This is a genomic window from Nocardioides koreensis (genome assembly GCF_039531775.1).
Classification (GTDB): domain Bacteria; phylum Actinomycetota; class Actinomycetes; order Propionibacteriales; family Nocardioidaceae; genus Nocardioides; species Nocardioides koreensis.
The window spans coordinates 25,358-38,531 of sequence record NZ_BAAAQR010000018.1 but is presented as its reverse complement, the minus strand read 5'-3'; the positions used below and the strand labels follow the sequence as shown (position 1 = coordinate 38,531).

General features: G+C 67.8%; 16 protein-coding genes. 4 read left to right on the top strand and 12 right to left on the bottom strand.

Going from position 1 to position 13,174, the window contains the following annotated elements; translation table 11 throughout:
- Window positions 1-9: 9 nt before the first annotated feature.
- The 7 genes from ABD268_RS21775 to ABD268_RS21745 all read right to left on the bottom strand — a co-directional run bounded on the left by ABD268_RS21775 (window position 10) and on the right by ABD268_RS21745 (window position 5,464).
- On the bottom strand, window positions 10-591 hold the full coding sequence (locus ABD268_RS21775; protein ID WP_344157706.1) for a tyrosine-type recombinase/integrase: 582 nt from the start codon (window positions 589-591) through the stop codon (window positions 10-12).
- Complete coding sequence (locus ABD268_RS21770; RefSeq protein WP_344157704.1) at window positions 525-1,145, bottom strand: tyrosine-type recombinase/integrase; 621 nt, start codon at window positions 1,143-1,145, stop codon at window positions 525-527. The genes ABD268_RS21775 and ABD268_RS21770 overlap by 67 nt, the downstream gene beginning before the upstream one ends.
- 1 nt (window position 1,146) lies before the next feature.
- A complete protein-coding gene (locus ABD268_RS21765) occupies window positions 1,147-1,359 on the bottom strand; it encodes a helix-turn-helix transcriptional regulator (RefSeq protein WP_344157701.1) in 213 nt (70 codons plus the stop codon).
- Window positions 1,360-1,380: 21 nt separating this feature from the next.
- The gene (locus ABD268_RS21760) at window positions 1,381-2,919 is read right to left on the bottom strand and encodes a replication initiator (protein WP_344157698.1); all 1,539 of its coding nucleotides are present in this window, start codon (window positions 2,917-2,919) and stop codon (window positions 1,381-1,383) included.
- 606 nt (window positions 2,920-3,525) lie between these two features.
- The gene (locus ABD268_RS21755) at window positions 3,526-4,059 is read right to left on the bottom strand and encodes a DUF6461 domain-containing protein (RefSeq protein ID WP_344157695.1); all 534 of its coding nucleotides are present in this window, start codon (window positions 4,057-4,059) and stop codon (window positions 3,526-3,528) included.
- A 198-nt stretch (window positions 4,060-4,257) separates the two neighbouring features.
- A complete protein-coding gene (locus tag ABD268_RS21750; RefSeq protein WP_344157692.1) occupies window positions 4,258-4,701 on the bottom strand; it encodes a hypothetical protein in 444 nt (147 codons plus the stop codon).
- Between the two features lie 220 nt (window positions 4,702-4,921).
- Window positions 4,922-5,464 carry a hypothetical protein gene (locus tag ABD268_RS21745; RefSeq protein WP_344157689.1) on the bottom strand — a complete coding sequence of 181 codons (543 nt, stop codon included), beginning with the start codon at window positions 5,462-5,464 and terminating at the stop codon, window positions 4,922-4,924.
- A 351-nt stretch (window positions 5,465-5,815) separates the two neighbouring features.
- Here ABD268_RS21745 and ABD268_RS21740 point away from each other — a divergent pair, with 351 nt between their 5' ends.
- Complete coding sequence (locus tag ABD268_RS21740; protein WP_344157686.1) at window positions 5,816-6,067, top strand: hypothetical protein; 252 nt, start codon at window positions 5,816-5,818, stop codon at window positions 6,065-6,067.
- 82 nt (window positions 6,068-6,149) lie between these two features.
- Here the strand turns inward: ABD268_RS21740 and ABD268_RS21735 are convergent, their stop codons facing one another.
- Entirely contained in the window at window positions 6,150-6,836 is a 687-nt protein-coding gene (locus ABD268_RS21735) for a DUF4304 domain-containing protein (protein WP_344157913.1), read from the bottom strand.
- Window positions 6,837-6,924: 88 nt separating this feature from the next.
- On the opposite strand from ABD268_RS21735, the gene ABD268_RS21730 reads away from it, so the two are divergent.
- Window positions 6,925-7,617, top strand: a complete 693-nt coding sequence (locus ABD268_RS21730) for a class I SAM-dependent methyltransferase (protein ID WP_344157683.1) — start codon at window positions 6,925-6,927, stop codon at window positions 7,615-7,617.
- A 39-nt stretch (window positions 7,618-7,656) separates the two neighbouring features.
- Here the strand turns inward: ABD268_RS21730 and ABD268_RS21725 are convergent, their stop codons facing one another.
- The 3 genes from ABD268_RS21725 to ABD268_RS21715 all read right to left on the bottom strand — a co-directional run bounded on the left by ABD268_RS21725 (window position 7,657) and on the right by ABD268_RS21715 (window position 9,064).
- Entirely contained in the window at window positions 7,657-8,031 is a 375-nt protein-coding gene (locus tag ABD268_RS21725; RefSeq protein WP_344157680.1) for a hypothetical protein, read from the bottom strand.
- Between the two features lie 100 nt (window positions 8,032-8,131).
- Window positions 8,132-8,515, bottom strand: a complete 384-nt coding sequence (locus ABD268_RS21720; RefSeq protein WP_344157677.1) for a hypothetical protein — start codon at window positions 8,513-8,515, stop codon at window positions 8,132-8,134.
- Between the two features lie 225 nt (window positions 8,516-8,740).
- On the bottom strand, window positions 8,741-9,064 hold the full coding sequence (locus ABD268_RS21715) for a hypothetical protein (RefSeq protein WP_344157674.1): 324 nt from the start codon (window positions 9,062-9,064) through the stop codon (window positions 8,741-8,743).
- A 141-nt stretch (window positions 9,065-9,205) separates the two neighbouring features.
- On the opposite strand from ABD268_RS21715, the gene ABD268_RS21710 reads away from it, so the two are divergent.
- Together ABD268_RS21710 and pyrF are read left to right on the top strand one after the other, a co-directional pair.
- Window positions 9,206-9,673 (top strand): GNAT family N-acetyltransferase, encoded by a 468-nt coding sequence (locus tag ABD268_RS21710; RefSeq protein WP_344157672.1) that lies wholly within the window; start codon window positions 9,206-9,208, stop codon window positions 9,671-9,673.
- A 567-nt stretch (window positions 9,674-10,240) separates the two neighbouring features.
- A complete protein-coding gene (pyrF, locus tag ABD268_RS21705) occupies window positions 10,241-10,942 on the top strand; it encodes an orotidine-5'-phosphate decarboxylase (protein WP_344157669.1) in 702 nt (233 codons plus the stop codon).
- A 681-nt stretch (window positions 10,943-11,623) separates the two neighbouring features.
- On the opposite strand, the gene ABD268_RS21700 is transcribed toward pyrF, so the two are convergent.
- Window positions 11,624-12,916 carry an alpha/beta fold hydrolase gene (locus ABD268_RS21700; RefSeq protein WP_344157666.1) on the bottom strand — a complete coding sequence of 431 codons (1,293 nt, stop codon included), beginning with the start codon at window positions 12,914-12,916 and terminating at the stop codon, window positions 11,624-11,626.
- Window positions 12,917-13,174: the final 258 nt, after the last annotated feature.

The window sequence follows — 13,174 nt, the reverse complement described above, 5'->3', positions numbered from 1 at the left end:
AACCGCAGGTCAGAGGCCATGTGCGCCTCCGAGATCGAGCGGAAGCACGTCCGCGGAGCCGGCCTGAGTCCGCACATGGTCCGCACGGGCCCGGGCTGCGGCCTCGTCCAGGCGGTCCGCCACCGCGTCCAGGTCGTCGGCGAACAGGCCGGCGTACACGTCGAGGGTCATCGCCGCGGACGCGTGGCCGAGCATCCGCTGGACCGCCTTGACGTTGGCCCCGGCCTGCACCGCGAGGCTCGCCGCGGTGTGCCGCAGGTCGTGCGGCGTCAGCTGCGGTACGCCGATCGCGACGGCCGCGGGCGCGAACACCCGGCTGCGGAAGTTGTGGTTGCGCAGCGGAGCACCGCGCGAGGAGACGAAGACCAGGTCCTCGGGCTGCTTCCCGACCATGTGCTCGGCCAGCTCGTCGACCAGCGACCGAGGGATCGGCACCGACCGGTGCTGGTGGGTCTTCGGGGTCCCGTAGGTGATCTCGCGGCCGAGGTCGATCGCGTTGCGCACGATTTCGAGACGACGCCGCATCAGGTCGACACGCTTGACCTGGAGCGCGGTGGCCTCGCCCCAGCGCAGTCCTGTGTAGGCAAGCAACCTGATAAAGAGCTCGTAGCCCGGCAGGCAGCTGCGAGCCGGTCGACCTGCCCGTGGGAGAGGAACACCGGCTCCTTGGCGGGTGACGCGGGGGAGCCGGACGCCTCGGCCGGGTTGTACGACAGCCGTCGGTCCCGCACGGCCAGCGTCAGCATCAGCGAGAGGACCCGATGGGTCTGCCGGATCGTCCCCGTCGCGTACCCGTCGGCCTGCAACGCCGCCACCCATGCCACGACGTCGGCATGCGTCACCTCGGCCAGCCGCAGCCGCTCCCAGTGCGGCAGGATCTGCACGCGCAGGATGTTCCGGTACCGCTCCCGGGTCAGCTGCTTGAGCTGCACCTGGGCGGCCAGCCATCTCTGAGCCCACTCGCCGACCGTGATCCGCGACAGCGCCGGGTCGATCCACTCACCTCGATGCTTCGCGTTCTCCACCGACGCCAGCCAGCGTTCGGCATCCAGCCGGCGACGGAAGTGCCGTGCGTGCTCCTTGCCGAAGGGATCCCGGTACCGCGCCCGCCACTGTCCGCTCGGTCGCTTCTGGATGTTGCCCATCTCAGGCCGCTCCCGACTGGGCCCACTCGGCCACGGCGTACGGGTTGTACCGGAGCGACCTCCCGATCCGCAGGATGCGCGGTCCGCCCTCGCCGCGGTAGCTCCAGTAGTAGAGCGTCGACACCGGGATGCCCAGGAACTCCGCGGTCTCGTTGACCGTCCACAGCCGCGGCGGCATCTGTCGCGGCGCCTCAGCCTTCTGCTGCCTTCTCATCGTCTTCCTCTCGAGTAGTTGTCATGCCGTCCTCTCCCTTCTGCGCTGGGCCTTCCACTGGTCGTGCTCGCGGGCGCGTGCGGCCGCCGCGTTGGCGAGGACGGTCTGGGCATCGGTGTTCCAGCCCGTGCCGACGTAGGTCCAGTGGCCGAGGACGAGGGTGGTCTCCTCCTGCTCGTCGGCGAGGAGGTCGGTCTCGAGGGCGGCCAGGTCGAGCGGCCGGCCCTCGGCGCGGTGCTGGGCGATGAGGGCCTGGGCGCGTTGGCGGGCGCGGCGCAGCGCGGTCAGGGTGATCGAGTAGCGCCGCGACTTGGTGCCGAAGTGGCCGCGGAAGCCGAGCATGTGGACCCAGTCGCCGAGCTTGGCGTACGGCGCCTCGGCGGCCGGGACACCGTCTTGTGCGGCGGCGCGGTCGGCCAGGTGGCGGGCGGTGCCGCGGATGCGCCGGTGGTGGGGGCTGTCGCTGTCGCCGGTGTCGGTGGCGGACTTGGTGGCGTACTTGGCCAGGTAGCCGGCGACCTGCCCGGGGGTCAGGGTCCGGTCGGGGTCGTCGGTGCGCCGGCTGAGCCGGACCGGGCGGGTGTCGAGCTGGGCCCCGAACGCCAGGGTCCGGGCGGGGTCGTCGGCGTCGACACCGGGCACGGTGAGCCGCACGCCGGCGGCGGCCTGTCGGACCAGGTCGGCGAGCACGGCGGCGTCGAGGCTGGCTGGTGCGGGGGCGAACCCGTCGGGGGTCTTGGGGCCGTCGAGCCGGATCAGCGCGTGGAAGTGGACCAGGCCGCGCAGCTGGTACTCGGCGACCTTGGCGTACTGCACGGTGGCGATCTCGTCGAGGCGGGTCGCGGGGATCCCGAGGGTCTTGGCGACCAGGCGGCGCAGGCCGATGGTGAACCGCTTCCACAGCTGCGGGACCCACCACTGCCAGACCAGGTGGGAGGCGTAGTCGTAGCAGTCGCCGCACAGCGGCTGCCCGAGCAGCGCGTCCTCCTGGTCGTGCCGGACCCCGCAGGTGGTGGGCCGGCCGTGCTCACACCGCCGCGGGCCCCGGATCCGGGGCCGGCACGCGCGCCCGTTGCGGTGGCCGTGGACGTGCCCGAAGGAGGGGGCGGTGAGGGTGGCGAAGACCAGCGGGTTGTCCGCGACGGTCTCGGGGACGGTCTTGCCGCCGGCGACCCCGGCGCGGATCAGGTGGAAGGTGTCCGCGGCGTAGCGGCGGGAGCAGGACGGGCACACCGAGGCCCGCCGGTTCCCGCACCAACCGTGCGTCACGCCCAAGGGCTCAAAGGCGCTGGAGTAGCTGCTGAGGATCTCGCCGGTGCGGGTGTCGATGCGCTGGGAGTGGCCGTGCAGCTTGACCGGGTGGGCGCAGTTCCCGACCCGGGCCAGGGCCTCGGACCAGGCGTCGAAGTCGCGGGAGACGAGCAGGTCGCACAGCTGTTCCTCGAGCCGCGGGGTCAGCGGCGGGAGGTCCAGGGGTGCGTGCTCGCGGTGCCCGGGGAACCCGTCCGGGACCGGGGCAGGCCGGGTGGTCGTGACGGCTGCGCGGGTCTGGTCGCTCACCGGTCTCACCACCCCGAGGTGGGTGTGCCGCGCGGCTAGTGCGGTCCCTGCCGCGCGGCACACCCGGTTCGGGAGGTCCACGGTCCAGCTCGGAGAACAAAGGGGTCTCGACGAAGGGGACCGCCGCAGCGCCGAGACACGACAAACCAAGGACTTCGCGGACGGTGTTACGTCAGTTCGTGTGTTTGCTGCGGCGTTTCTGTGTGCGGCCTCTGGCCAGGGTGGGGAGCCGACCCCCGGGGAATTGCCCCATCATTTTGTGTGAAGTTGTCCGCTGCGAAAGAGCATGACACACGGCGTCGACAACCCGTCAGGGGCAACGACGCACCGGCGCCAATCTGTGGACAGTCGGCCCAACCCGACGATCAGGGAGGCGGGCCGGGAGCCCGAAGAGGTCGCTCCCGAAGCGCCCGAACATGCCGATGAGCGGGCATGTGCGGACGCCGCTGCAGATCGTGGAGTCTGCGGCGTACCTGGTGCGCCGGAGACTCCACGGTCGTGACCGTGCGGACAGTCGGTCGCGCCGTCACTGCTCAGGCGGGTCACCGCGGCCGTCCGGACATCCGCACGGGCCGTGCCGATGAGAGTGCTCCGGCGGGCGAGGACTTACACGTTCTCGATCGGGTGCGCGACCTCAGCGTTCTCGACATGGACCGCTGTGATCTTGACTCCCGTGAATTGCTCAACCATGGCAAGACCGATCGCATGCAGGTCGGCGTCCTCGTCGGCGCCCAGTTCAAACAAGAGCCGGAGGTCATCCGGGAGATCGACCTCTCCCGGGTCCTCCGCGTCGTACATGTCCACAGTGGCCACGAGTTGTCCGCCGCGGGCGCACGAGAAGGCGTTGTCGTCGTTGACGTTCCAGAACATGCTGGAAGCCGAGCCGTCGACGGAGAGCGCCCGGAGTACCTCGGGCTGGGCTCCCTGGAAACCGTTGTACTCAATGGCGATCACGCCATCGGGGATGTCCACGAGGGAGACGCCATTCCCGTACGCATCATCAATCGGAACGACTACCTGAGCATCCGCTCCGAAATCTGCGAGGACGGATTCTCGGCTCTTGCCGAGGACGACAGTGAGGCAGGCAGCCTCGCCGAGGAGTGAGTCTTCAAGCCAGGTGTAGTCATCTGCAGAGGGCAACGTGGGCTCCGATTTCTCGTGAGGTCGAGCCGCAACCTACCGGCCCGACAGCCGTCGGTGAGTGGTTTCCGACGCGTTGCGGCGTGGCTTCACGAGGCCGGTTGCTGAGGCGCGAGCCTGGGCGGCAGCCACCAGCAAATCCTGGCGGTGCGACGCTGCGGGTGCCCGATCATGCCGTTTTGCGCTCAAGCGGATGTATCAAGTGGTTCGCTCAAGGAGTGTCGCGATGAGGCTGCTGAGCACCTGGCAGACGTCCTTGGCGGTACCACCAATCAAGCCGGCGGCCACCTCAGCCTCGTGATCCATACCGAGCATCCGAAACGTCTCGGCCAAGCTGTAGTCCTCGAGATCCGCGAGAACCAGCGTCCCCCGCTGATCGAACTCCAACTTGAAGTCAACGCAGCGGACAGGCTCGTTCTCCTGGTCATGAGACTGGGGCAAGCCCGGATGCGCGCTCTGCAGCTCGTCATATGACGCACACCAAAGGACGTCTCCGGGCCCCGACGGCCAGGATTGCTCCGAGGGATCCGCAGCCCCATGCCACCGCTCTCCGGTATGGCCCGCATCAAAGGGGCTCTGCTCGAACGCAGCGTCGAGCGCTGCGGCGACGAAGGCCGTGATCGGTGGTTGCTTCCTAAACACGGGCCAACCCTCACACAGACGCTCTGACTCATGGTCAAGGCAGGGTCTGACGACACGCACGCTCATGCCGCGATCCGAGCGGAGCTCAGCTCAGTGCGCGGTCGACGCTGCTGCTGACTCCAACGTGCTTCCGTCGTGCCGATGAATCACCACAGAGCGTGCTACCACCTCGGCGAGGCATTCCTTGAGAGATGCGATGTAGTGGTCTGGGAAGTCGGTGTCATGCCTTGTCGCACAGTGCGGCGAAGTGCCGGAGGGCGGCCCGGTATTCCGCGTCGTTGCCGCTGTCCAGGGCTGGGCCGGGGCTGCCCGCGTCGAGCCATTCGGGACCATCCTTGATGGAGAGCAGCAGGTAGGCCGCGGCGATGAACGACGCGTCCGTGCGCCGCGGATCTCCCGGTTTCGCCTGTGTGGTCTCAGGCTGGAACGAGCTGACGTGTGGACGCTCCCTGATCAAGTCGGCGTTGAGGCTGCACGCGTAGGAGCGCAGCTCCGGTAGGCCTGCCCTGTCGTTGAAGCCAGCGGTCGAGCAGATCTCGAGCAGCCCGGAGCGCGCCCCGTGGGTGCGTTGCGACGTCACTGCGTCACTGGCGTTCCAGAGCTGTGCCGCGACGACGTAGCCCTTCCTGGCTTCAAGCGCTGCGCGGAACAGCTCATGTGATCCGGCATCGACGTAGTGGCGCGTCAGGTCGTCTGCGTGGTCGATGCCTCGCTCGAGCGCGCACCCGATGGCCACGTGGCCGCGAGCGCTGGTGTCGGTCACCAGAGAGACCGCAGCACCACTCGGGGGCTGCGGCAGCGCTGCTGGGTGCCCATCGGTTGCCGTCGTGCCGGGTCCGCAAGCGGAGAGGCTGAATGCGGCCGCCAGCAGTGTCGAAGTACCGGCCCGGCTCCGAGTCACAGCCGGATTATGGCACCGGCCGAACCGCCGAGCCGGTCCTGCCCCAGATGGCTTGCCCTGCGGGCGCACGGATCCGCCGCATAGCGTGCGTGTGGACGCGCGCGGATCTGCCGCATTGAGTTCACGTGCAGCGCTCAGGTTCCTGAGGCCATGTACGCCGCCAGGACGTAGTTGGGATGCCGGTCCAGGTTCTGGCGAGCACGGTCGTAACGCATGGTGGACGGGACATGGCAGGCGTCCGACGGCTGCAACACCTTGGACGTCAGCTACTCGGCGGACGCCAGCTCGGGTGACTTCGAAGCGGACCCAGGCGGACCGCGTGCCGGCGTCGGGTGCGGGGACAACGAGGTCGACTACGACTACCTGCTACCCGATGTGGACCACGTGAGCTTCCACGACGATGGGACCGCCGTCTTCGAGTCCAGTTCCGGTGAGCCGATCATGACGCTTACCCCGGCTCCTTGATCGAGCGGCCGCACCCTCAGCCGCGATCGGGTCCCGTGCGTCTTGCACATCGACCGCGCGGACTGCGGCATGAGCGGTCGGTTCAAATCACCGCTTTGGCTGCCTGCGCACGAACCCACGAGTCGAATTGCTCGGCGTGGTCTCGCTGCGTCGGCATGACGTTGTCGAGCGCGTAGGCGAGTTGTGACTCCAGTGCGTCGGACGGTCCACCATCCATAAGGAGAAGCGCCTCGGCGCGGGCGAAGAAAACCCCGAAGTTGGATCGCTTCATCATGCCGAGGTCCCCATCCTGCAAGCGGCTCATCATCGCCTCCCGAGAGAACATGCTCTCCAGGACGGGCCAGCCAGCCCGGTCCAGTTGCGCGATCATGTCCGCCACCACCAGGTGGGCTGTCTCCTCATTAGTGACGTCCCACCAGCCGTCGGTGCTTTCCGGAGTGCCCTCCGGATGCAGTCGTTGCCTGTACAACCCGAGCGACTCCGACACGGACTTGGGCATTCCGGCTCCCAGTTTCTCCGCCTCCCACCTCAACCACGGCTCGGGCGCGAAGGCTAGGTTAACGACGCACCTCAGATGGTCGGCGCTGCTGAAGGACGAGGACTGCACGTTTACGACGGCCCAGTCACCAACTGTCGAGGACTTGCGCCAGTTCGGAGACGATCCCTTGTACCCCTGGCGGCGAGCAGCGGGACCAAGGTGGTCGCGAAGTGCGGCCTTCAGAGCCTCTTGGGCGGTCACACGCGCAGAATGCCATGCGGCCCCGCCCATCAACCGCTCAGCGGCATGTCCGGGCGTCAGAGGCTGCCCGACGTCTGTCATGCTCAACGCCCGTGTCCGCTCACCGGAAGTGACTCACGTGACCGACTACGACACCTTCGCCAGGGCCTACTCCGCGGCAAACGAGACAAGCCTTCTGAACGCTTGGTACTGCCGACCGGCGATGGTCGACCTCGCCGGCGACGTGACCGGCCGTGAAGTTCTTGACGCTGGATGTGGATCGGGCCCCTTGTGCGTCGACCTGAGGGATCGAGGCGCCATCGTGCGTGGTTTCGACCTCAGCCCCGCGATGGTCGATTTGGCTCGGGAACGCCTCGGCGAGGAGACCGAGTTGTTGGTCGCAGACCTCGGAAAGCCGCTGCCGTACGACGACCAAACCTTCGACGTCATCGTCTCCTCGCTTGCCCTGCACTACCTGGAGGACTGGGACGCGCCGCTGACGGAGCTGCGCCGGATCCTGCGACCAGGAGGGCGCCTGGTGATCTCGGTACCTCACCCGGCGGCCTACATGTTCAACTACCAGGACCGCGACTACTTTGCAAGGACGCAGTACTCCGAGGAGTTCGACTTCGACGGCCAAAGCGCAGTCCTGACTTACTGGCACCGTCCACTGCACGCGATGACGGATGCATTCACTGCAGCAGGCTTCCGGATCGAGGTCGTGAGCGAGCCCCCGTGGTCTCCCGAGACACCCGAAGACCTCCTGCCGCCTGACCTTGGCGACCGCACCGCCTTCGTCTGCTTCCTCTTCTTCGTCCTGGTAGCCCCGTGAGCCCGCTGGCAACTTGCGAAGCGCGCGGATGAGCGTGCTCTACACGGGTAGATATCGTCTTGAGGCGGGGACTTTGCGCTGAAGGGCGCGGAGAACTCCAAGCCAGTGCGCATCGTCACCGCCTTGGATCACTCCCCACTCAGTGCCCGTCCCTATGACATCGCTGGCGTAGACGATCTCGGCCGAGAGCAGGGCTCGGGTCCAGTCACGTAGCGACACCGGGCGCCCGTCGTAGATCTCCTGCGCGATGCGATGTCCCTCCCGGTCCAGGTTCTCCAGCCCTTCGAAGCCGAGCGCAATAGCAAGGGCCTCCGTGCACCTAGCAGGCCCGCCCCAGTCAACGAGTCCGTAGAACAACATGCGGCGTTCCTCATCGGTGAGTTCCAGATCGACCAAGTCCCGGTTCTGCGTCATGGGAGCCAGTCTTCACTGCAGCCTGCCGAGCAGCTCGCACATCCACCTGATGCACTACCCGCGGCATGACCGGATGCTCGCTGGCGAGCGCGGTCTGACTTCAGTGGGGCAACGAGCTGGGCGTCCCGGACTCGGCCCGGAAGTCGTACTTCCCATCGCTGGCAGCGATGATCGACGTGCGCGACCCCGCGCTGCTGCGGATCAGCGGCGTGGGCGCTTTGTGGCCCGAGCGCTCCACAACGGTGGCCCTACGAGTGATGAACAGGACCTGCTCGGGCGAGTCTTCCACGACGGCATCCATGGGCACCGAGTAGTGCGTGATGTACCCGCCCTGTTCGAGCAGTCGGGGAAGGTAATCGCCGAACCACCGCTCCAGAAGCGGGCGGGATGCACACCCACAGAAGAGTCGGTCATCACCGGGGTACGACTCGAAGATGCTGGGATCGCGCGGGTGCGGGTGCGTGACGCAGTGCTCGGCCTCCATATACCGAACGATCTCCTCCGCCTCGGCTGTAAGCCAATGCGAGGTGTACGGCCCCAGCCAATCGATGCGCCAACCAGAAGGTTGCGGGAACTCAAGACGCCAAACGCTCATGGACTCTCGGGACACCCGGCGACATTAACCTCCGATGTGGACGGGACCCGCCACCGTCGCGCGAATCTCCCGCTCAACGGCAGGACCGCGCACAACGCGGCACGAGTGGACGGTTCAGCGTTGGCGAGTGCTGACCACCAGCAGTGCCGTCGCGATCCACGCCGCCAAGACGATCAGGATGCCGAGCAGCAGTGAGATTGCTGCGATAGCGAGACCTTCGGGAACCTGAAGGTGCGCCTGGCAGGTGATGTTCTTGAACATCTTGCCCGGGGGGCAGCTGGTCTCCTGCCTGCCCACGGCCATCATCAGTCCGCTCGCGGCACCTATGAAGGCCAAGGCCAGACCAGTCATTCGAGCCCAGCCGATCCGAGCAGCCCAGCGGTCGGCCGACAACGGCGGCGGCTCGGATGCTGTTGGGTCGGTGAGATCGGCAGTCATGGGCGGAGCGTAGATGCTCCGTCGCTGGGCCGCGGCCGAACCGTCCCCTCATCGGCACGAGCACGACCGCGCAGAACGCGGCATGAGCGGTCACCAGTGCGTGGGCCGGGAACGGCAAGTCGCGCCGCTAGTGTCGTTGCGGTGACGATCACTCTGCGGGAGGTCACCGAGGACAACGTCGACTCTGTCCTCGCGCTGCGTACCACACCCGATCAGGAACGGTTCGTAAGCACGGTGACCGACTCCCTGACGGAAGCTGCCGAGAATCCACAGGGCAACCCATGGATCCGAGCCGTCTACGCCGACGGCCAACCCGTCGGGTTCGTGATGCTGAGCTGGAACGTCGAGCCTCAGCCACCCGACATCATCGGCCCTTGGTTCCTCTGGAAGCTGCTGATCGACCACCGGCATCAAGGTAAGGGCTACGGCCAGGAGGTCGTTCAACAGATCGTGGAGCTGGTGCGCGGCCAAGGCGCCACCGAGCTACTCACCAGCCATGTTCCCGGCGATGGTGGTCCGGCCGGCTTCTACGCTCGGCTCGGATTCGTGCCGACAGGAGAACTCGACCCAGAGGGAGAGATCATCCTGCGCCGAATCGTGCATGAGTGACACCGACGAGCTTGGTCGTCGACTGCCTGGTCGTCGTCCCGGCACGACGCCCGATCATCGGTGCGGGCGCGCGCACTCAGCGGCAGAAGCGGACGCTTCCCTAGGTCTCAAGGACGGGCCGCAATGCCGGCTTCTGTAGCCCCGTCCAAGGGGATGACCAGCGCGTATCCCTCGTCGCAGAGGATCAACGGCTCGTCGGTCGTGGATGCCAGCCAGGACGCGACCGCCCCGGTCCTTTCCGGGTCCGTTTCAACCCATGCGCAGTCGCGTTCACCCGGTATCCAGACCTCGTGGGAGTCGGGCCAGACCCACAGATGAGCGCGTTGACCCTCACCGTTCGAGGCACTGCGAAGGTCGGGCCAGCGAGCCGTGAGCCAGTCGCCAAAGCGGGCGATCTCGATCCGCCACGGTGACTCGGAAGCAGGAGTGACCAACATTGCTACCACCCCGACATCCTGTCGCTGCCGCGAGCCGAGCGCACGGTCATCGGCAGGACCGCACTCTCCGCGGCATAGCGGGCGGAGCCGACGCTCATGTCGCTGGTAGACCGTCGATAGTCTGCTGCTCGTGACCAGTGGCGGCCAGATAGTAGTGGCGCTCGACTTCGACCGCAGCGAACCCGCTCTGGACGTCGTGCGGCAACTGGGTGACCTGGTGGGCACTTACAAGGTGGGGCTGGAACTGCTGACGGCTGCCGGGCCCGCGGTCGTCAGCGCTCTGGTCGAGGCCGGGAAGAAGGTGTTCCTGGACTTGAAGCTGAACGAGATCCCGCACTCAGTGGCTTCTGCGATACGGGTGTGTGGGGACCTCGGCGTCTCGATGGTGACCGTCCATGCCGGCGCCGGCTCGGCCGTGCTGCGCGCTGCGGTCGACGCAGCACGTGCGACCCCTCAGCTGAAGGTCCTGGCGTTGACGGTGATCACCTCGCTCGATGATGTAGGCCTGGTCGAGGTGGGAGTGCCCGATGGGGTGCATGCACAGGTCGAACGGTTGGCAGGTCTGGCGACCGATGCCGGCTGTCATGGGTTGGTGACCTCTCCGCGTGAGGTGCGCGCGATGCGGGCGCTGGCACCGCCGCACTCCCTGATCGTGGTGCCCGGCGCCACGGTGCCCGGGGACGTCCAGACGCGTGATCACGTCCGTACGGGCACGGTCGGCGGGGCAATTGCCGATGGAGCCAGTCACGTCATCGTGGGCCGCGGCGTGACCCGGGCCGAACACCCATACGCAGCTGTGGAGGCAGCGCTTCACGCTATGAGCCGCGCCTGAACGCGTAGCCGGGGTGTCGGTGCAAGGCAACTTCAAGCGGGCTCGGGTGTGTCCGCACATCGGCAGATCCGTGCGTTAAGGCGTCGCCACGAGGCCGCGGACATTCGTCGTACGTCACCCGACGGAGGACACAGAAGTCGCGATCGGATCGGTTACGACTTTCCTTACTGGTTCAAGAGCGCCGGCTCCGCCGGCGCGCTCCGCTCCCCGGGGCCCCGCGCTGCGGGCGGCGCTGGCGCGCCGTCCTCGCGCACCCCGACCGCTGCGCGCAGGAAAGGGCCGCGACCCCGCCATCGAATTGTCCGGCCTCCGAACGACGCGTCAAGACCGCGATGCGTCGCTCCGCGATCGAGCGAAGCTCGAGTCTTGACCCGTCGCCCGGAGACCTGGCCGGGCTGGCTATCGGGGTCCCGGCGGGGGAGTGCCGATGCCGCTGGCGTAGTCCGCAACCAGTCCGCACCAGCGCTGGGATATGCTCGAACAGAACGCACCCCGTCGGACACGGATCCCTTGTTCTGAGCGGGATTCGCGAAATCTGGGCGTGGCCGAAACCGCCCCGAGCGCTCTCATAATCCTTGGGTCGTGGGTTCGAGCCCTACCCGCCCTACCAGTGTCACCCCCTCACGGCCCGCGTGCTGACCCTCCGGGATCGCAGAGGGGCCTGCCACGGTCTCACCGAGCTCACTTGCTCAGGGGCCGGTCGTCTCGGAACGAGGTTACGACGTCGACGATGGCTTGGGAGGTGTCGGCGGCGTACTTCTTCTCGGACAGCAGCCCTTCGTGGGTGGCGCCGTCGACCACCCGGTGCACGCTGTTGGTCGACAGCGTCGTCGTCTTGTCCTGCGCGACCATCCAGGCTTCGTCGTGCCCGACCCCGGCGGTCAGCACGACCATCGGCCTGTCGTCGAGGTCGCGAAGTGACGCAGCTTCCTGGCTCGAGTCGCCGGCTCGCAGGTACTCCTCGGCGGTGCTGCGGACGGTGCTCGCCTGTGCCGTGTCGAACTGCAGCTCCTCTTCGGACCGGGCCGGGAGGGTGCCGCCGGCGAGATCGCCGTACAGGCGCGCCAGTCCGACGCGGGCCGAGAGGGACACCAGGACGGAGGCCCTGCCCACGACGTCGTAGGAGCTCTCGTCGGTCGAGGGGATGACGGACTTGGCCGGCTCTTTCGAGGCGGTGGAGTCGATGAGGACCAGCCCGGCGACCTCGTCGGGGTAGCGCGCGGCGAAGATCCGCACGTACAGGCCCCCGAAGGAGTGCCCGGCCAGCACGTAGGGCCCGGGGACGCCCGCCCGGTGCAGCAACGTGTGCAGGTCGGTGGCGATCCGTGCGCCGTCCTGAGGGCCGTCGGCGGTCTGGCTCCCGCCTCGACCGGCCCGGTCGTAGACGCACACCCGGGTCTGGTCGGCCACTGCCGGGGCGATCCACCCCATGCTGGCCGACGTCCCACCCGCGCCGGGTTCGAGGACGACGGTGGGGCTCCCGGAGCCGACACAGTCCAGGCGCAGCTGGTGTCCACCCACGTCGATGAGACGACCGGACGTCAGATAGGGGTTGGTGTCCGTGGCTTCGCGCAGCGTTTGCCAGCCGCCTCCGACCGCGCTCAGGGCCAGGATGGTGAAGACGATGTAGAGCAGGACCCGGCCGCCGCGGCCGCGCATGTCGCGGCGCACCCGGATCACCATCCAGACCACCAGGGCCAGGACCATCGGCGGCCACGCCCAGCTCAGCACCTCCCGCATCGGTGAGCCGAAAGCGAGCAGCAGCAGCCCGCCCAGCCCCATGAACAGCGCGGGAATCGCGGCCCAGAGTTGGGGTTGATCGGTGAGACGGCGCGAGAGCAGGAACAGCACCGCCCAACCGAACGCGAACCCACACAGGAGCGCGCCGGTGATCGCACTCTCGGTGACCGGGATGAACGGTGCGGCGACCAGGAGCAGCGCGGCGAGGACCCCGGTCGCCAACGAGGCGGCCACGATCCAACCGAGATGCCCTCGAGGTGCGGGGCGAGGATCGGGGGCGGAGGCCTGGCCCGCGACCGGAGTGGTGGGTTCGGTCATCGCTGACTCCTGTTCCACGAGCCGTGCGCGTCGGGTCCGCTGCGGTGGTGCCGCTCAGCGCTACTTCGAGTGTCATACGACCGGTCGGAGAAGTCACCGGCGTAGTAGCGGTGGTGCGGGTGCAGCCGACCGGTGAAGGGTGGGCGCGCGGGCGCTGCTGAACCCCAGGTGCGT